The organism is Metabacillus lacus (assembly GCF_009674805.1).
GTDB lineage: Bacteria > Bacillota > Bacilli > Bacillales > Bacillaceae > Metabacillus_C > Metabacillus_C lacus.
Map to the genome: position 1 here is coordinate 1 of NZ_WKKI01000058.1, position 18,330 is coordinate 18,330.

Sequence of the window (18,330 nt, forward strand, 5' to 3'; positions counted from 1 at the left end):
CGTCTTATTGATTAACTCCATTTGTTTTTGGTTAGGGAAGATACGAAACTTAAACGCCTTTTTAACTAACATGATTTCACCTCGCTTTACAGGAACACACGTTCTAATTCTACCATGACAGTGAGTGTTTTGGCTATCGCCAACCTCCATTCATCTCCCCCTTATCGCTGAGCTAAAGCTCATCACGCACTTGAAGAGGGAGTCTTATGTCGGATAAAGATAAAATGGACACTTGTTTGCTTTAACTTCTTCAATACCCCTTCCAGATCTTCTGACCATTCCTTTGTATGAATGGTAATGGAAGTTTCTAAATGCTTTTCGTGAATATCAATGTCCACTCTCATGAATTTCCTCCCTCCTTACTACTACTATAGCAATTGTTTAGTTCATAATTAGTTTTTTTGTATAAAACAGCTGTTACACCTCATAAGCTGCTATATTTCCTGCCTGAAGTGTATTGTTCTTCCAGGCAATTGAACCCCATTTGGTGGATTCGTCAGCATATAATAGAGGAAACCTTAAACGATAAGCTATCTCACTTAGTCATCATCCTGACTATACAGAATGAAATACTTGAAAAAGCAAAATAATGGTTGAAAGGGGCTGTTAGTAAGGTGAAAGAACTTTTGAACATTCAATACACCATTGAAAAGAATTTTCCGGGTATTATAATAAAGTCAGTTTCAAAGCTTGGAGAAGGCAAGATGAGCAGAGTCTATTCCATTAATGAACATTGGGCTTTTCGTTTTGCAAAGAACGAGCAAAGTTCTAGGGATTTGGAGAAAGAGATCAACATGTTACCGTACCTTCAAACTATGTTGTCTGTGAGTATTCCCCAATTTGATTTTAAAGGAGTACAAGAAAATGAATTGAATTTTGTTGGTTATGTGATGCTTCCCGGGATGTTGCTGCAGGAAAATTCTATCTCATCAATGGCTGAACGCAAGAAGCAGTTATTAATTGCTTCCCTAACAAAATTTATGGCAGATATGCAATCTGTCCCCGTAACATTTGCCAGAAGCAAGGGTGTTCCAGTGGTGAAGCTGAAATCAGTTTTTACAGAGCTGTATGAAAAAGTAAAAACAAAAGTATTTCCCCTCATATCAAAGGAAATCAAAGAATATATCTCCATGCGTTTTCATGAATACCTTACTACTGAAGAGTACCATGCCTGTGAACCAAAGCTTATTCACGGAGACTTGTCCCCGAACCATTTTTTGATTGATAACAAAAGTGGGAGTTTAACAGGAGTCATTGACTTTGGAGATATGTCGATATGTGATCCAGATTATGAATATCTTTATATTTTAGAGGACTGCGGGAGTAGCTTTACCCTTGATCTTTTGAAGGCGAGAGGACATGTTCATCCCAAAAAGTCTCTTAAAAAAATCTCTTTACTTGTTACCTTTGATCAGCTGTTCTATGTCATTGAGGGAGTTGAGAAGGGAAAGAATGAGTGGGTGAAAGAAGGATTGGATGAAATACGAGTGGAAATGTCCGGTTCCTAAAGAGAAACAGCAGCTTTAACTCCTCTTACACCGCTGTTTTCCTGCCTGAGATGCACTTGCTCTGTAGTGCACTTTCTGTTTTAGTACAGTAAAAAGCACAGCATGAGCTGTGCTTTTCTTACATCCAAGTATACGTTTCTCCCCAGCTTTCCCTTGCAATTCTTTCAATTTCCTGCGGAATGCTGTCTTCAACGACGTAGGTTTCTCCCTGCTCGTAAGGGTTATAATGGAATGCATACATTCTGGAGACAAACTGGTCAAATGGCAGTGAAGACTCCCCTTCCATCTCACCGTTTCCAAGAACTGACGGCTCGATGCCCTGCCCCCAGTTCTGCCCGCTGTCATTATTCGGATTGTAAAAGTAAATTCTGTAATCCCCTTTTTCATCCTGCGCAATCCTTTGAATGGATACTGCATGAAGTCCAAGAAGCTGCCCATGAACAGTGGTAATGAAAATACCGACAGGATTCGGGTAGATCAGTTCATATCCTTCGTTATATTCAGGATGGTGCGTAGCATAAAATAACCTGACAAAAGCTTCGTAATTCTTTACTGCCCCTGTAATCGGATCAATTACATTTGCAAAGCCCCTGTTCACCCACTCACCATAAAATTCAGGGTTTACCCACTTATGTCCATCCTCACCGCGGAGAAGCGTTCTTTTCATCATTTCATTATAAATTTTGTCAAGGTGAGGCACGAGAGCGATTGATACAGAATCCAGTTCCTGATGAATTTCCTCAGCGACTCCGCCTTCAAGTAAGCTTGAGCGGATTTCTTCTCCCTCAAACGTCATGTCAATATCATGGTCTCTTGCCGCCCTTGCAATATATTCAAGGAGCTGCCCCGTTCCATGCTGTGACCAGAGGCTGATTGCCCTTGCAGACTGGCATGTCGGGTTCAATCCCTGCCCTACTCCAAGCGGCTGCCCGAGCACACTGATGACGCCGGCCAGTAGTACACCATTTGCAGTCAATCCCGCTTTTTCAAATTGAGGCTTCATGATACCTTTTTTCACTTCAGGATGAATGACTAGATCAAAGATCCTTCTTATAGAAGGTAATAAGTGTTCCTGCATCAGCACCCCTCGGTTCAGAAGCCTTCCCAGTCCATACACCGATTGACGTGTCTGCGGCCAGATTGCAATCTGAATCAAATCTTTCACAAGCTCCCTGCTGGAGTTGTAGGAAGCTGTTCCCGTTTCATCCAGGGAAAGTGCAGATACTAAAAGATCAGGATTTGCACGATTCAGGTAACGAACAAAGATTGCATGATGAGGTGATACAAGACCCGTTTTTTGCATGGATTCGGAGAAAAGGGCTGCTTCCGCAGCAAGCTCTTCCTCGCTTGCATTCGTTAGATTCACACGATAGTCGCGGTGATTATCATATCGTTCACTCAGCGGAGTTGGATTGCAGCGCGCATCTGAATAGTTTTTCAGTGCGTCTTTCGCTTCTGTATCAATGTCAGATTCCAGCATCTTTTGAGCCATGCCGATCATTTTTTCAATCTTTTCTGTCATGATCGGACGCTGAACAGCAAGCCTGTTGATTTCACTAACGATTTTTCCTGCAATGGCATTGAGAGAAAGTTCAGCACCCAAATACTCAAATAAATTTTGTGCCCGGTCGATATGTTCTCCTGAGTCTATCCTTGCCTGTTCTGTTTCAGGAGGAAACAGCAAATCCAAATTCAGGGCAAGCACTTCATTTAAAAAGGAACGCGCCTCATCAGCTGTGATCTTGGGGTGCTGATAATCCCCTTTTGCGATCGAGAGCATTCTCATTTCACTTAACAGCTCTACAATGGAATTCACACCTTTTAAGCGAAGCGAACCGCCTACAAGGGGAGGCTGCATTTTTGAAGGATCTTCCCATGGGCCCCCGTGAAAAACACCTGACTCATCAAATGTGCCTGCCTGCTCATAAATGGCGCTGAGGCCTTCAGGCTGGCGAGCAAGCTCGATTGCAGCCTGAAACACATCTGTCTGATACATGCTTTTTGCAAAAGGCTTTGCGTTTCGCAGGGATTCCAGCTTTTCCTGAAACTTTTGGCTATATGTTGATGTATTTGTACTCAAGCTTTATTCCTCCCGGGACTTCTATGAATAGAAATCATAATCTACATATTTTTCTAAAAGCGAACGAACCTTTCCACTGTCTTCCCCAAAGAAAAAGATGGTTCCGTAATGATTCCCAAAACCAACACGTTCAGCAACTTTTGATGTTACCGGAACAAACATGTCATGCTTGTCAAAGTATGCATCTTCCTTTAATTCTTCAGGTACATTCAGCTTTTCAATAATTTTGACCCTAGGATAAACCATTAGGCTTCCGGCAAATCCTTTTGCCGATACGACTTCTTCCGGGAAAAACGCTTCTGCTTCCTCTTCCGTTGTATCAGGATCACTGCAGAGAATCTGTGCTTGAAATGCACTGAATCCGTAAGCCCTTTCGATCAGCTCAAAGATATGCCCTCCCGGAACGCGTGCAGCTACTTCCCCGAAGTGAAGCTTACCGTCTGCAGAAATAAAATATTCCGGATGCAGTACACCGCTTTTCACTTCAAAAGCATCCACCAGCTTTTGCACTTCTTCCGTAATTTGCGGTCTCCACTCCTCCAGTGATGGGGAAGCAGGCACGAAATTTGAGTGTCCCAGCTTTACATACTCAGTAATATTGAGAAAACGGATTTTTCCATTATGAATGAATACTTCACAGGAGAATTCCTGGCCGTCCAGATGGCTTTCCATGAGGCACGGAAATTCTGAATCTGTCATCAAATCAATATCTTTGGCCTCATGAATCACCCTGTGGCCTACTGTTCCTGCCTTATCTAGAGGCTTAACATGAATAGGATCATTAAGATCGCCGTCAATTTTAATCAGCGCTTCATTCACCCGCTTGAGAAATCTATGTACGTCTTCTTTGCCATGCGCTTCTTCAAACACTCCGACACGAATGCCTGACATCTGAGCCTTTCTTTTCATCAGTCCTTTATCCCTCAGTAAAAGAGACCGGTTGAATATACGGGGATCGTTCTGCAGCCTGGCATTCAGTGTTCCGGCCCATTCTACTGTTTCTTCATAAATGGGAACCGTTACTTTTACATTTTTGGCTGCGAGCTTTTCATAAAGTTCATTTGATTTTTCATTCAGTCTTTCAAATTGCCATGCTACAAAATCAATTTCATGCTTCCTTGCAAAGTCTTCATAATCAGGAGGCCCTACCACCAGATAAGGCTTATTCAAATTATCTGCAGCCTCAATAGCCTGAAGGCTCCAGCCAAGCAACGCAATCTTTTTCACATTTTCTTTAGTCTCCATGTTTTCTCCCTGCCCCTTAAAAAGAAGTAATAGAATAATAACGTTGTATTTTTACCCCCCTTTTCATTCTTCTAAACTATTTTTTTACATATTTGTGTTTATTTTTGAATAAATGGAGGTATAGGTTAATATTCCATTCCCTGACAAAGGAGCTTATATCATGACTGATTGGTACGCTAAGTTAACAGACTATTTTCCGGCAAACGAGATGAAATCCAAAGAACATATGGAAAAGCTGTTTGCAGACAAGCAGGAAAACTACCTTATTGAGGAAGGTCCTGAATCTGTTCTGATTTACTTGGAAAAATCAGATTTTATTTTTATAGATTATATTTTAATCAGCGGTAAAGTAAGAGGAAAAGGGCTTGGAGGAAAGCTGATTGAAAAAGTAAAGAATAAAGACAAGGCGATTATCCTTGAAGTGGACCCCATTGACCCGTCTGACGCAGATACAGCCAAACGGGTAAACTTTTATAAAAAAAACGGGTTCCGCAAAGTGTCTTCCATTGAATACAAGCGCATTCACGCAGTCACAAATGAATTGAATGAGATGGACATCTACTGCTGGTCACAAATTCCCCAAAAGGATGAGTGGGTGTACAGAAAAATGCAGGAAGCATATCAGGAGGTTCATGCATATAAAGCACGCGATTTTTACGGCAAGCAGCCGCAGGAAACTTCTGAAGTGCTCACATTAAAGAAAAAAGTTTACAGCAAAGCATAATAGAAACAGCCTGCAGTCAGAACCTTTTCACGGTTCTTTGCAGGCTGTTTTTTATTGACTAGCAGGCGGCCGCTGGCCGCGCTTTAATTGATGAATGGAATATCCAAAATTCATTTGCAAATGAGGATAATCTCTGAAATGCTGCCAGTCTCCTCCCCATTCAAAACCAAGATTCTTGGCGATCTCTACCACTTCCATCCAGTCTGACTGTCCGTTTCCGTTTCCATCATACTCCATGTCCCAAGTAACATCTCCGTCGGGAGTGCGCAATGCAAAATCCACTGCAAGACCATAATTATGGTAGGAATCTCCGCCCCTTGCATTAGTCACAATGCTGCCAGGTGCGCTTCTCCCTCTCTCGTACAAGTCATTCTGTCTTTCTATACTGCGGAACCCTTCCGTAATCACCACTTCAATACCTATTTCGGCAGCAGAATTCACAAGCTCTTCTGTTTTCTGCTCCACTTCAGGGTGAAGGCCCTCAGGCATAGGGGCATTTTCATCGTATGGCACAACCGGATTCATATAATCCTCTTGATTTTCAATTATATATAATACTCCATACAAGCATGCAAGGAGAAAAGCAGTAAGACATACAGCTGATACAAAAGCCTTCACATCTACATCCTTTCTGAATCTGTTATATTTCTATTTTAACAGGTTCATATGAACTTTTAAAAAGATAGCACCTCTGAGTGAACGCTGCTTTGGCTATTAAGGTGCTGAACCTGGCTCTTTAACTAGCTTTCTTGGTTGAGTGGATTCATCGATAAAAAATAAGCGGACGTTTTCCGGTTACATGCTGTCATTCAATCAATTTAAGCTATATAAGGGAAGGATTTCCGGTTATCTCTTTCAAAAGCCTCTTTTTGAAAGATTTTTAGGTCGTTAAGCGGAATTACTCCTGCTATTATAGGCTTTTTTGATGATAATTTCAGTTTAAGCGGAATTAGTAAGCCTATATATTGCCCAAATGATGTACCTGACTCTCTATCTTTTCCGGTTATCAATGTAAAGCATTTTTGATGTTCCAACCGGTTCCTAATTACAGATCGTTACTAACAAGTTACCGACAAGTTATCCATTTCCCTAAACAAAAAAGTCCCCCTATAGATAACAATAGGGCGACCTACGATTTTTAGTTATTCCTCTCGACAAGCTGCTTCATCATACCCTTGAGTTCTGCAACTTCCTTACGAAGCTCACCGATTTCAGTCGTATCGTCTTTAATATCTCCAGTCTCTTTTTCTATTTCCTCAGATAGCTTTTGTGCGTTATTGACTATTTCCCCGACAATCAGGTTAATCACAATAAAGGTAGCTACGACAATAAAGGAAACAAAGTAGAGCCATGACCAGCCTGCTTCCAGAAAGATTGGACGGAAAACACCGCTCGCCCAGGACTCTAATGTAAACACCTGAAAAAGTGTGATAAAGCTCAGCTGAAGATTACCAAAATATTCAGGTGCTATGCTTCCGAAAAACGCAGTACCTATGACGGCATAGACATAAAAGATAATCGACATGAGCAGTGTGACACTGCCAATGGCCGGGATTGCCATAAATAATGCGCTGACAATCCTTCGCAGCGACGGAATGGCAGAAATTGTCCGCAATACCCGCAGCACTCTGAAGATACGGAGAACACTGACGAGGTTAGTATTGTAAAGAACAATACTGCTCACAACAATCACAAAGTCAAAGTTGTTCCAGCCGTTTTTGAAGAAGCGCTTCTTCTCCGCTGTAATTTTTAAAATGAGTTCAATGGCAAAGAGTGCAAGAATAGCATAATCAAGATATCGGAACAGAACCTTATTCGGCTGATAGATCTCAGGATAGGTTTCCAGTCCAACCAGTATCGCATTAAAAATGATTAATCCAGTGATAAAAGCTGTAAATCTTGGATGATACACAATTGCCTGAATTTTATTTGTTGAATGATTCATTGTTTCTTCCCTTCACCTGTGTTTTTCCATTCTTCATTCTATCTGAAAAAACTCTTTCTGACAAAAGGAATCTTTCCCTTTACTCTATTCCCTGAGAAGAAAATCTAGTAAAATGGAAGTAGGTAAATATTTTCAAAATTAGAAAGGATTAAAATACTTGAGACATATTATTAACTTTCATGAAATCAGCAGAAGCAATATACCGAATTATTATGATTACGCATACGTCGTAGAAGCTATAAAACAAACATTGCAGGATCAGTTCCAACTTGCTTTTAAAATGTATACGGATGAAGAAACAAGAAACGAAATATGGGAAGTACTTGATAATGATTTAATTGAAAAACGGGACGACGTTCACATTGTAGCACACATATTTGATTCTATTGAGACTTCAACCATTTCATCCAATCATTCACAGAGCCTTGATTTGATTGTGAAACCCCGGGTCATCAATACGCTTTATTATTATCCGGAGTTTCAGGTAGCTTTAGCACAGATACCCATTTTTCAAAATCACAGTGAAATGAACCATGACTTCATCTTTGGTACCAGTGATGAAAATGTGCTGCTGTTTTTGCAATATATCCTAAAAAGAAAAAGAGAGTATACAAAAAACAATGTAACCATCTTTACAGATACAGAGGATGGTGTGGAAAACAGCACTGAAAAAATTTCTTCCATGGTCACAAGAGAAGAGGTCTTTTTAGAAGAAAAGATGAAGAAGGAAATCTACAGAAGTATTGATGAATTCTTCAATGAAAGCGGCAGTTTTTTTAAGCAGTACCATATTCCGTATAAGCGGGGCATTCTTCTTTACGGAAAACCAGGAAACGGAAAAACAACACTTGTTAAGTCCATTGCAAACAGCATTTCTGCCCCTGTCGCCTATTGGCAGATTACTGAATACACATCCAGCTATTCAATCAGAGAGGTATTCTCAACAGCTGCCAAGCTTGCCCCAATGGTATTGGTGATAGAGGATATAGATTCCATGCCGGAGCATGTTCGCTCTGTGTTTCTGAATACGCTTGATGGCGCTACATCAAAAGAAGGCATTTTCTTGATTGGGACCACAAATTATCCTGACAAAATTGATCCTGCACTCATTAACAGAGCAGGCCGTTTCGACAGAGCTTATGAAATTCATCTCCCGACACCTGAGCTCCGCCATCAGTATCTGCTTAGAAAAGAAATTGATCAATTTATACATGCAGAAGATCTGGAAAGGGTCATTCAATCTACAAATGATTTTTCATTTGCCCAGCTAAACGAACTTTACACAAGCATTGCCCTGCAATGGCATTACGAGCATAAAGTCGATGTGGATGCGCTTTGCAAGCAGCTGCGTTCTGATAACAAAAGAGCCGCAAATCAAAGCTGGGAATCTAAATTAAATTCCCAAACAGTGGGCTTTCGGTTTTAAATAGAATAGAATAACGACAGAAGTGAAAAGCAAACGTTTGGATGGTGAGTTCCAAGCGTTTTTTTATTGGACGCTTGTATGACGTGTTCTAGGTTGATTGACAACGTGGTAGAAAATAACCGGAGCTTTTCCGTCTAATTGAAAAATAGGGCATTTTTAAGGTGAAATAAGGGAAGCTTTTCCGGTTGTGTTCAAAAAAACCTTTCATTTTAGGGTCCTTGGAGTCAATAGACGGAATTCCTACTCCTATTTTCGGCATTTTTTATGGTTTTTGTTACTTAAGAGGAAATTTTCCGTTAATGGGTTAGAAAAAATATCGCCAATAGTTTTAAGTGGGTCAACCGGACTGTATGGTCATGATGAATATCTAAAGAAAAACAGCCGTTTCTCCTTCAAACGGCTGTTCATTCATCCTATCATTATCTGACTCTCAGCCTGGTTATAGCATTGTTACTCTCTTCCCATGCACCGTATAAACCATCTGCCCTCTCTGCCTCAGCGCACTTCTCTCACTTCTGATAGAAATGTTTTTAAATGTTCTCTTTCGGTGTTGTTCAGCAGCTTTTGAAGCTTTTCTATATCATCGTTAAGATACAGCCCCAATGCCTCTTGAAGTTCCAGTTGATAGGAATGATCTTCTTCAGCTTCTTCAGCCATATTGCTAATAAAATCAGCCCAATTTTTGCTCTTGCCGCCAAATTCTCGCTGCGGATATTGTTTCGCCAGATTTTCTGCCTCTTCAAAGCTTTTTCCTGTAGAAAGCTCCAGAGCAAGCCAGCTGCCAATAAAACGGTGATGGGGATCCAATTTCATGGCCATTTGAAATGCTTCTCTGGCTTCTGTTACTTTTCCCTGCTTCATCAGCACACCCGCATGATATCCGGCCACATATTCAGAGAGAGCTTTCTCTCTTGTCTTGTATATCTCATACCAGCGCTGATAATTTTTCCAATCCCGTTTCTTTGCATACTGTTCTGCCAAGTCGAAGGCATCATCAGCATTAGTTGAGACCTCAGCCCATGCTTCAAGATAGCTGTCTCCAGCACTTTCTCCTTTTACTGACCTTTCCCAGCCCTTCAAACGGGCAAGCATTCTTAAACTGCTCTTATCTTCGGCATCTTTTTCATAGTCTTCTTTGTATTTGTCGTATGCTTTCTGTATCTTTTTATCCAGAAGCAGCCTATCAGCTTCTGACATGCTTCGTTCCTTCAGGTAAAAGAAAGGGAGATTTCCCATCGTCTTTTCATCCAGGCGGTAGCCATTGCTTCGGGTAATCAGGTCTCCTTCTGAATTGAATGCCTCTACAGACCAGGAAAATCGGTCTTCAGTATTAGTAAATGCGATAATTGATTCTGGTGCCACCGATTTCCAATCGGCATTTTCTGAAACATATCCCAATCTTTTATCATACAGTTCCTCCAGCGGAACAGTCAGTTCATTATCTCTTATTTTCGTGAATAAAGGAGAAGTAATAGATCCTCCGTTCATTTCAACACCTACAGAAATATCATAGTAAGCTGCTCCTTTAACCTTTTCCCAGGCAAATGAAATTTCACTTTCAGAAACAGCTTCCTGATTAACAGGGTAATTCAAGTCCATGAGCGGCTGAAGGACAATGTTGATATCCTCAGCAGGAGTTCCATCCAGGTCAATCCATGGATCTGCTGGTATTGGATACGTCCAGCCGTCAATTTGTTCAAAGGAAAGACCCAAGTAGATTTGATATGCACCAGGAATCACGCTGGCAATCGTAAAATTTCCGTTAGAGTCGGTAAAAACTTGATACTGATCTCCAGGGGTCACACTGCGGTGAACCACCTGCTCTTCTCTTAGAAATACACCGGCATGGGAAACAGGGGTTCCATCGCTGCGGACAATTCTGCCCTTAATAGTAGAAAAAGTGTTTGTATTATTGATTTTCAGTGCCTTTTGAAGGTGCTGATGAAGAGACCGAAGCTGCTCAAGAACAGCCGGCGTCCATTCTTCATCATCTTCTTCCTTTTGTTCCTGATACTCTGTTTCCAGCTTTTCCTTTATATTGGACACTAATTCGGTTGCTGCTGCCAAATTGTTGTTACCAAGCAGTATTTCCGCTTCCAGCAAAGCTATTTCGCCATGCAAATCACTTTCTTCCTGCTCAGCCTCAGCTTTCATATATTTCAGCAGCTCTTGTGCCTCTGTGAGTTTGTGATCCCTTATAAGCAGCTTGGCTCTATACAGCTGAAGTTCTGCTTTTTCCCAGCTTGCAGGCACTCGTTTTTCTCCTTGCTGTAACACATCCATCGCTGCCTGCACTTCACCCTCAGTAAAATAATAGCCTGCCAGCTGAGCAGCAGCAGTTCGTAAATAAAAGTCAGCAGGTCCTTTTTCTACATATTCTTGTAAAAAAGGAAGTTTTTCTTCAAATGTAAAGCCAGCTTTCTCATCTGAAACGTCTACAGTCGTAAACGAGGGCCCTACATATACTTCAAATATTCCATTTGCCGTATCATCTATCATATGTTTCCTGATAGTGTCCCATCTCTGCTCTCCCACCGCAGTTCCCTCAAGAGCTTTGAGGATGGTTTGCTTGCCGTTTTCCTTTCCTGCTGCCAGCTGTTCACCTCCCATATACAACTGAAGCTGAGGTACAATTAAAAAAATGGAGAGCGGAACCAGTATCAGCAAACTGAGAAAAGCCGCAATAATATGTTTGATTTTTACTTTAATTTTCACGATTGATTGTCGCCCCTTCATATAAATCTTTTCTGTATACATTTCCTCCAGCTTCAATCAGTTCGTCTGTTTGAAGATTGTATCGTTTTTCATCAGGAACTTGATTTATAATACCCCATGAAAAAAACAGGACCGCCATTGCACCAACCGGCAGCAGGGGAATGTCGACTTCTTTATTGAGAAGTGCTGAAAGCTTTTCGCTGAAGGTTGGACGCCGAACTTCTGCCAATATCTTTTCCTCAAGAGTAAACGTGACATGCTGAAGCTCCTCATCGAGCACTTTCTTGACTGTTTTTCTCTCCACCAAATTCCTCTCCTTTACAAAGTAACTGTTTTAATAGGGAACGCCCTCTGGCAAGGCGCGCTTTTACTGTGTTTTCGTTTAACTTCAATTGGGCGCTGATTTCGCTTATTTTCAATTCATTATAGTAGTAAAGAATGATTGCTTCTTTGTATTTATAATCTAATTGCTGTATTGCTTCAAACAAAACCTGATGTTCGGCGAGCTTAACCAGCGACTCTTCCGGCCCTGAGTGAAGATCATCTCCTGCATAGCGTTCTAAAAGATCCAGTGAAAGGAAAGCGTGCTTCCAGCTCTTCTTCCGCATTTTTGCCCTGCATTTGTTTATGAGGATACATGTTAACCAGCTCTTTAGTTTGTTTTCATCAGAAAGCTGGCCGATTTTCTCAAAAGCTGTTAAAAATGTATCCTGAACAGCTTCTTCTGCTGCCTGCCGGTCCTTCAGCAATAAAACGGCGGTGCGCAGTAAATAGTCACCGTACAGCTTCATCAGTTCAACCAGCGCGATTTCCTGTTTTTCTTTCAATTGTTGTATGATACTCAACTGTGCTGTTCCCCTCCCCCAGGCCCTTTCAAAAGTATAGATGCGCTGCATTTTGAAAAGGTTGCAGCTGCGGTTAATTTTTTTACAATCTTCTAAAAAATAATGTATTTGTTTACAGTATCGGATAAGAACTATACATATACAAGAGCAGCCTGTGAAATGGGGAAAGCTCTGCCGAGACTTGCTTTGCCCGATAATCCTGAAAACGGCCGCTCTCGCTTAAAAAACTATGAAACCATGTTGAAAATCTTTTCTGCGTTTGTTCAGTCGTTTATAATGAAAGGGAATAGAGGAGGAGATGACATGACTATTTTCAATGAAAGAGCAGCCCTGCAGAGGCGGCTTGAACAATTGCTGGAGTCCGAACAGAATATGATGAGGTTATTTGCCGAAGAACGGGATATCATTTTTGGCAGGCTGCGTGAATTGGATAAAATTCAATTGAACGATCAAACCTCTCCAGTTATTGAAGTTATAGAAACAACCGTATCACCGAGAAAAAGAAAAAGAAGAGCTAAAACAAAAAACCAGCTTAAAAAGAAATATGAACCTGTTATTCAATTTTTAAAATCTCAGACAGTAGCCATAAAAGGGACTGAAATTAAAGACTTGTTAGACCGGGAAGGGATAGAGGTGTCGAACCTGGGGAACTATCTGAAGGGCTTGCAAGAGTACGATCAGCATGTAACAAAGCCTTATCGAGGACACTATTTTTATACAGCAGCAGAAGATCAGAATGAAGAAGATGTAAACCCTGAAGGCGAGCTGGCAGGAGCTTCAGCTGAATAGTTGGAAAAACGTCCTGCCTGTGTACAATTTTATTCCATTCATTGATAGCTCAGGCCAAACATTCATCATGTTTGGCCTGATTCTTGTTTATTCATTTTTCCTTATCATCATATAATTTTAAGCAAGCTCATTCATTTCTTTCTCTTAAGATTTCTCGGAACATAATCAGGAAAATCGGTAATGATTCCGTCTACTCCCGCATCTAGAAGAGGCTGCACCTGTTCAGGATTTCTAACAGTCCAAGACTGAATTTTCATCCCGTATGTGTGAACTTTGTTTACCAGATCTTTGTTAACAAGATTCAAGCTTGGATTCACATAAGAAGCGTAATGAGAATGCTTTATGAGAGCTTCATCTGTTAAGTCTTGTGGAAGGTATATCAGCAATCCTACTGGTATCTGTGGCAGCAGCTGATGAAAGGTTTTCATAGATTGAAAGTCAAAAGATTGAACAATGATTTTTCCGTTTTTAGGCTTATGCATGTTTCGTTTTTTAAGCGCTTCGGCAACTTTTTCTTCAATTCCCGGATACAGCCATGGTGCTTTCAATTCAATCAGCAACCCTGTTTTTCCACGGTACTTGTCCAGCAGCTCATCTAAAGTCGGAATTCGTTCGCCTGTGAACTCTGAACCAAACCAGCTTCCGGCATCCAGTTTTCTCAGCTGCTGATAAGTCAAATCAGCAACATGTCCGCTTCCATCAGTAGTACGGTCAACTGTCACATCATGAATTAAAACCAGTTCTCCGTCCTTGCTCATTTGCACATCCACTTCTACAAAATCAGCTTTCATTTTAACTGCCTTTTCAAATGCAGCCATCGTATTCTCAGGCGCATAGCCTGAAGCACCTCTGTGTGCAACAATATCAACTTTTTGTGGTGCGGCGTGTGCCGTGAATCCAGGAACAATTCCAGTGACCAGAGCAGCAGCAACAAGAATTCCTGCAAGACTTTTTTTCAACATAAGTGCTTTTCCCTCCTTTACTTTTTCTATTTAATTGTAAAGTAGGAATATACAGGAATAATGACCGCCGAGAAAAGTGAGTGTTAATGTTACGTGACATCTCTGTAAATACGGTACCTTTGACTTGGGCAAAAATACATTTTTTATCAAAGACAATCATTTTCGAGCGAAAATATTGACTTGCAAAGCATTAATCTGACTTACTATTCTCAATAATAATTGGCATGCCTCCATCTCCTTTTCCTCCCCCGTAGTATTGAGGAACATCACCAGGTATAAACAGATCTCCAAGTTTAATATTTGTGTCAATTGTCTGCTGATCTTTTAGGGCAGGAATCACCACTTCAATATTGACCTTCAAATGAATGTAAAGTTCAAGAAATGTGTTATTAATGCCGGAGCTCGTCAGCCTGGTTTTGATTTCTGGAGATACATCGCTGACTAGATACGTTTCCACCGGAATTTTAGGACCATAACTCGACAGGACAGAGCTTCCCAGTATGGAGCCGAGGGGTATTTTATAAGTAACAGATGTTTTCATATCTTTATCCAGCTGATTGGTTTTTTCACCAAGTTTTTCGGAAATTTCGTCTGATACATCTGCGACAATCCTGTTATAGGCACTTTGGTTAAAGCTGTAAGTCCTTGCTGAGTTTTCTTCGTTCTCTCTAATCACAATAATGTCATCAAGATCTACATTACTGACAGAGTTTCGTATTGTCTGGCTGATAATATCTGTCGTAATTTCTTTGATCTCGGTTCTGGACATGCTCATTAAGATCGGTTTTATTGCTCTATCAACGATCATGAGAGACATAAGATTCAGCAGAAGAAACAGAAAAAAGGACAGAACAAATACCTGTTTACCAGAAAGCGGCTTTCTCCTTGGCCGGGCTCCTCTATATAAAAATCGTTTCCGCTTCAACAAAGCACTTCACCTCTTTGTACATATTTATGATTGCTGACAGCGGATTATTGATAGAAAGAGAGAAAAAAGGGACAGAACCTGAGATTTCATGTTCTGTCCCGTTCTTATTATTTCTTCTGGATGGGAATCCAGATTTCACATACATAATCTTCTGCGCTTAGATCTCCTTTAGTATACAGCTCAAATTCAGGATACCCCGCGTGTTCATAGCCCGTGGACGGAAACCATTCAGCATAAATTCTTTTCCACACATCCACAACCGCATGCGGAACCGGACCAACTGCTTTAAAAACCGCCCAGTGACATGCGGGAATATGAACATGCTGCAAGTTTCTCACTTCCTTATCTGTTTCTGCACCAATCAGATAGGTAAACTCTTCCTTGGAACTGTCAAAGGCTGAACATACTCCCAATAAATGTTCAGCTCCTGTATCTTCAAGGATACTGTATGTTATTCCACGTTGATCCATTTCCCTCCAGAAGTCAGGTACTTCCTGAAGATTTTGGCCATTTACAGTTGTGACTGTTTTTCCGATACCTGCGGCTTTCCAAGCTCCTTTTTCAACAATGCGATAGTCCATTTCGTATTCTCCCCTTAAAGTAATTTGAAAGGAAAGCTGCGGAAATGCTTTTAAGAGCTGACTGCCCGTTTTAACACTGGACGGCGTTACACCATGCACTTTCCTGAAAGCCTTGGAAAAAGACTCAGGAGATTCATAGCCGTATTTTAATGCCACATCAATCACCCTGATGCCGTTTTGACAAAGCTCCTGTGCAGCCCTTGTCAGTCTTCTTTTGCGAATGTACTCTGCGCAAGTGCAGCCTGTCAGGACATGAAACATCTTCTGAAAGTGAAACTTGGACGTAAAAGTCATCCTCGCCATTACTTCCATGTCTATATCGGCATCCAGATGCTGCTCAATATACTCCAAACAGTCATTCATCTTTTTTAACATTTCCACTGTGCGGTTCTCCCCTCTGTTACTACCATAATATTTTTCTCCATTTCTATCCGGTCTTTTTCTGCTCTTTTGGAACAGGTTGAATAAAGTCATAATAATAAAATTCAACTTATGAACATTCGAACAAAAAAAGGCGCTTTTCCCGCGCCCCGCCTACAGTACAATGGGCAATATGTAATGAAAAAAATAAATTTACTTAATACAAAGACAAATGTTTCGTATATTTTTTGGCAGTATCCCTTGGCATTGGCGGAAGTGCTACAACTGTCAAGGACCCCTTCTCAATCTCTGTCAGGCCGCTGTCCCTTATAGAGTAAAATCCTGCTTGCTCCAGATTCTCTAAATCCTTACGAGTTCCCTTCAAAACGATTTTCTTCATGCCCTGCTTTGTATACCAATCTGAAAACCATTGAATTTGCTCTGACCCCTTTTTTTCGCTGTTTGCAAGGATATCAACGCTGGCAATGGTAGCAGCGTGAGCAGCCTGTGCGGCAATCTTCCCAGCTGACATGTTTAATTCTTTATTCACCACGTAATACTGGACAATTTCTTCCAATGTATTCATCTCCTTTGTTTAGCAGAGAGCTGCTAAATTAATAGTTGTAACTAATCTTTGTTCATTCACTCTGTTTGCTATTGCAATGCCAATTTCACTTGACTCGGATGCTTGTCAGGGACTACAAATCCCACTGAACGGAGGTATTAGGTAAGTCCATAAGATTGTTATTAGGGTAGAAAGGCGCGTTGTGAAAGGCACTAAACTTATATATAAACGGAGGAACTCCGCCTAATCAGAAAAAACAACGAAAATGAACTGAAATAAACGGAAGTTTTTCGCTTAATCGCCTCAAAAACCTTAGAATAGATGGTTTTCAACAGCTTAAGCGGAATTCATTCCTTTATTTCCTCTAAAAAACGGGCTGATCTGGATTTAACCGGAATTACTACGCTTATTTTACCTTTGTTAAGGTGGTAAGGCGTTATGTGAAAGCCACTATACATTAATCCTGATTTTCTAGAATATAAACTATTTTCAGCAGGTAACCTGAAATTACCTCATTATCTATAATAATGTAGATGGCAGCAAACACATAAAAAAAGGAAACTGTTAACATTGCAATAACAGTTTCCTTTTGCTGCTGACTTATTTGTAATATGGAGGTAAGTTCACTCCCTGCCTATTGCACTTTCAAATACTCATCAATAAAGCTGTCTAAGTACTGAGTGCCGGAAATCCGGCTGTTGCACAAATGGGGATCAAAGCAGACATAATGCCCGATGGCCTTGTAGTAATCAGGGTTACTAGGATTCTTTGCTTTAGTAATGGCAGATAGAAAAGTTACTTGACTATGGCTGTTGCAAAAGGAACACATATTGTCTCTGTTAACCATCGTAAATTTGCATTCCACCCCGATTAGTTCACCTTCACGCTCAAAAAGAAGGTAGCGTTTATTGGTGCTGATATCAGACCAGCTCAAATAGGTTGTACGTTGCAGATGGTACTCATTGTAATCTGGGAATTTCAGCTTTTTCACTTTTGGAAACAACTTCTGTATGTCTTTTTCGCTGACTTCCGGAAATCGAATAACATAATGAGTCAGCCTTTCCAAGTACTTTTCAATGTGTAGGTCACTATATGTGTCATCAAGTTGAAGCATCGAACTCTGCTCACTGTCTGCATGGGGAAAGAGACTGAGTATCTTATCCATTGTCATCTCTTTTACCGCCTGCAGGACTGAAGAGTCAGTGGTCCGCTTGCTTGTATCCTTCAGCATGTTCAGCTGCTTTTTCATATAATTAAATTGCTCATTTTTTATAAAAGCTTGTGTCATCTAGAAGCCTCCTTGCTTTACAGCTATTGTATAGCATCAAAAATAGAAAAGATACGGCGAGAAGAAATAAGTTACAATGTTATATTAACTGGATTTCTTTTGTGAGGGAAACCTTACGTACTCTCTAAATTTCAATATACTCAGAAGGATGATGAAATTGCAATGAGTGCTGCATGGGGTTAAGGTGGTCTTCATCACAACAAACGTAAGGTTAACAACACCTTTTACCTCCGGGAAAGTATCATCATTGAACTACCCGCCACTTAACTGCTCTTGCGAGCTGTTTGAAGTGGGGGATTCCTAAGAACACCAGCGTAACCGCTAGTTATGGATTAGGCTATCCCGTTGCACCGACGGTTAGAAGCCTTA

18 protein-coding genes are annotated in these 18,330 nt (G+C 40.8%); 4 read left to right on the top strand and 14 right to left on the bottom strand.

Annotation, left to right across the window (positions count from 1 at the left end):
- Both GJU40_RS21425 and GJU40_RS18355 read right to left on the bottom strand, forming a co-directional pair.
- The coding region (locus tag GJU40_RS21425; RefSeq protein ID WP_343031620.1) for a helix-turn-helix domain-containing protein at positions 1-150 on the bottom strand (150 nt) is incomplete at its 3' end.
- Between the two features lie 32 nt (positions 151-182).
- The gene (locus tag GJU40_RS18355) at positions 183-344 is read right to left on the bottom strand and encodes a hypothetical protein (RefSeq protein ID WP_154309508.1); all 162 of its coding nucleotides are present in this window, start codon (positions 342-344) and stop codon (positions 183-185) included.
- A gap of 282 nt (positions 345-626) precedes the next feature.
- Between GJU40_RS18355 and GJU40_RS18360 the strand changes: the two genes are divergently transcribed.
- Positions 627-1,508 (top strand): phosphotransferase family protein, encoded by an 882-nt coding sequence (locus tag GJU40_RS18360; protein ID WP_170289453.1) that lies wholly within the window; start codon positions 627-629, stop codon positions 1,506-1,508.
- Positions 1,509-1,626: 118 nt separating this feature from the next.
- On the opposite strand, the gene GJU40_RS18365 is transcribed toward GJU40_RS18360, so the two are convergent.
- Both GJU40_RS18365 and GJU40_RS18370 read right to left on the bottom strand, forming a co-directional pair.
- Positions 1,627-3,588: a hypothetical protein gene (locus GJU40_RS18365; protein ID WP_154309510.1), complete on the bottom strand. Its 1,962-nt coding sequence runs from the start codon at positions 3,586-3,588 to the stop codon at positions 1,627-1,629.
- Between the two features lie 21 nt (positions 3,589-3,609).
- A complete protein-coding gene (locus GJU40_RS18370) occupies positions 3,610-4,833 on the bottom strand; it encodes an ATP-grasp domain-containing protein (RefSeq protein WP_154309511.1) in 1,224 nt (407 codons plus the stop codon).
- A 160-nt stretch (positions 4,834-4,993) separates the two neighbouring features.
- On the opposite strand from GJU40_RS18370, the gene GJU40_RS18375 reads away from it, so the two are divergent.
- Positions 4,994-5,557 (top strand): GNAT family N-acetyltransferase, encoded by a 564-nt coding sequence (locus GJU40_RS18375; protein ID WP_154309512.1) that lies wholly within the window; start codon positions 4,994-4,996, stop codon positions 5,555-5,557.
- A 51-nt stretch (positions 5,558-5,608) separates the two neighbouring features.
- On the opposite strand, the gene GJU40_RS18380 is transcribed toward GJU40_RS18375, so the two are convergent.
- Entirely contained in the window at positions 5,609-6,082 is a 474-nt protein-coding gene (locus tag GJU40_RS18380; protein WP_154309524.1) for a M15 family metallopeptidase, read from the bottom strand.
- A 613-nt stretch (positions 6,083-6,695) separates the two neighbouring features.
- On the bottom strand, positions 6,696-7,502 hold the full coding sequence (locus tag GJU40_RS18390) for an ion transporter (protein WP_154309514.1): 807 nt from the start codon (positions 7,500-7,502) through the stop codon (positions 6,696-6,698).
- A 157-nt stretch (positions 7,503-7,659) separates the two neighbouring features.
- Here GJU40_RS18390 and GJU40_RS18395 point away from each other — a divergent pair, with 157 nt between their 5' ends.
- Positions 7,660-8,928, top strand: coding sequence for an ATP-binding protein (locus tag GJU40_RS18395; protein WP_154309515.1), 1,269 nt, complete (start codon positions 7,660-7,662; stop codon positions 8,926-8,928).
- A gap of 495 nt (positions 8,929-9,423) precedes the next feature.
- Here GJU40_RS18395 and GJU40_RS18400 read toward each other — a convergent pair whose 3' ends face one another.
- The 3 genes from GJU40_RS18400 to GJU40_RS18410 are packed head-to-tail and all read right to left on the bottom strand — an operon-like array spanning position 9,424 to position 12,488.
- Positions 9,424-11,643: a carboxypeptidase-like regulatory domain-containing protein gene (locus tag GJU40_RS18400; protein WP_170289454.1), complete on the bottom strand. Its 2,220-nt coding sequence runs from the start codon at positions 11,641-11,643 to the stop codon at positions 9,424-9,426.
- The gene (locus GJU40_RS18405) at positions 11,633-11,947 is read right to left on the bottom strand and encodes a hypothetical protein (RefSeq protein WP_154309517.1); all 315 of its coding nucleotides are present in this window, start codon (positions 11,945-11,947) and stop codon (positions 11,633-11,635) included. Before GJU40_RS18405 ends, GJU40_RS18400 begins: the two co-directional genes overlap by 11 nt.
- The gene (locus tag GJU40_RS18410) at positions 11,913-12,488 is read right to left on the bottom strand and encodes an RNA polymerase sigma factor (RefSeq protein WP_154309518.1); all 576 of its coding nucleotides are present in this window, start codon (positions 12,486-12,488) and stop codon (positions 11,913-11,915) included. The genes GJU40_RS18405 and GJU40_RS18410 overlap by 35 nt, the downstream gene beginning before the upstream one ends.
- A gap of 303 nt (positions 12,489-12,791) precedes the next feature.
- Here GJU40_RS18410 and GJU40_RS18415 point away from each other — a divergent pair, with 303 nt between their 5' ends.
- On the top strand, positions 12,792-13,277 hold the full coding sequence (locus tag GJU40_RS18415) for a Rok-like winged helix domain-containing protein (protein WP_154309519.1): 486 nt from the start codon (positions 12,792-12,794) through the stop codon (positions 13,275-13,277).
- A 131-nt stretch (positions 13,278-13,408) separates the two neighbouring features.
- Here the strand turns inward: GJU40_RS18415 and GJU40_RS18420 are convergent, their stop codons facing one another.
- From GJU40_RS18420 to GJU40_RS18440, 5 genes are all read right to left on the bottom strand, one after another.
- Positions 13,409-14,239: a glycerophosphodiester phosphodiesterase gene (locus GJU40_RS18420; RefSeq protein WP_154309520.1), complete on the bottom strand. Its 831-nt coding sequence runs from the start codon at positions 14,237-14,239 to the stop codon at positions 13,409-13,411.
- A 190-nt stretch (positions 14,240-14,429) separates the two neighbouring features.
- The gene (gene yunB / locus GJU40_RS18425) at positions 14,430-15,167 is read right to left on the bottom strand and encodes a sporulation protein YunB (RefSeq protein ID WP_154309521.1); all 738 of its coding nucleotides are present in this window, start codon (positions 15,165-15,167) and stop codon (positions 14,430-14,432) included.
- Positions 15,168-15,274: 107 nt separating this feature from the next.
- Positions 15,275-16,123, bottom strand: a complete 849-nt coding sequence (locus GJU40_RS18430; RefSeq protein ID WP_246188431.1) for an AraC family transcriptional regulator — start codon at positions 16,121-16,123, stop codon at positions 15,275-15,277.
- A gap of 202 nt (positions 16,124-16,325) precedes the next feature.
- Complete coding sequence (locus GJU40_RS18435; RefSeq protein ID WP_154309522.1) at positions 16,326-16,694, bottom strand: aminoacyl-tRNA hydrolase; 369 nt, start codon at positions 16,692-16,694, stop codon at positions 16,326-16,328.
- A 613-nt stretch (positions 16,695-17,307) separates the two neighbouring features.
- Complete coding sequence (locus tag GJU40_RS18440) at positions 17,308-17,961, bottom strand: FusB/FusC family EF-G-binding protein (RefSeq protein ID WP_154309523.1); 654 nt, start codon at positions 17,959-17,961, stop codon at positions 17,308-17,310.
- Positions 17,962-18,330: the final 369 nt, after the last annotated feature.

What these genes read in the sequence shown, in the direction of transcription:
- GJU40_RS18440 (WP_154309523.1), bottom strand. Translation starts at nt 17,961, where the DNA reads ATGACACAAGCTTTTATAAAAAATGAGCAATTTAATTATATGAAAAAG.
- GJU40_RS18375 (WP_154309512.1), top strand. Translation starts at nt 4,994, where the DNA reads ATGACTGATTGGTACGCTAAGTTAACAGACTATTTTCCGGCAAACGAG.
- GJU40_RS18380 (WP_154309524.1), bottom strand. Translation starts at nt 6,082, where the DNA reads ATGAATCCGGTTGTGCCATACGATGAAAATGCCCCTATGCCTGAGGGC.
- GJU40_RS18420 (WP_154309520.1), bottom strand. Translation starts at nt 14,239, where the DNA reads ATGTTGAAAAAAAGTCTTGCAGGAATTCTTGTTGCTGCTGCTCTGGTC.
- GJU40_RS18355 (WP_154309508.1), bottom strand. Translation starts at nt 344, where the DNA reads ATGAGAGTGGACATTGATATTCACGAAAAGCATTTAGAAACTTCCATT.
- GJU40_RS18430 (WP_246188431.1), bottom strand. Translation starts at nt 16,123, where the DNA reads ATGTTAAAAAAGATGAATGACTGTTTGGAGTATATTGAGCAGCATCTG.
- GJU40_RS18435 (WP_154309522.1), bottom strand. Translation starts at nt 16,694, where the DNA reads ATGAATACATTGGAAGAAATTGTCCAGTATTACGTGGTGAATAAAGAA.
- GJU40_RS18370 (WP_154309511.1), bottom strand. Translation starts at nt 4,833, where the DNA reads ATGGAGACTAAAGAAAATGTGAAAAAGATTGCGTTGCTTGGCTGGAGC.
- GJU40_RS18390 (WP_154309514.1), bottom strand. Translation starts at nt 7,502, where the DNA reads ATGAATCATTCAACAAATAAAATTCAGGCAATTGTGTATCATCCAAGA.
- GJU40_RS18415 (WP_154309519.1), top strand. Translation starts at nt 12,792, where the DNA reads ATGACTATTTTCAATGAAAGAGCAGCCCTGCAGAGGCGGCTTGAACAA.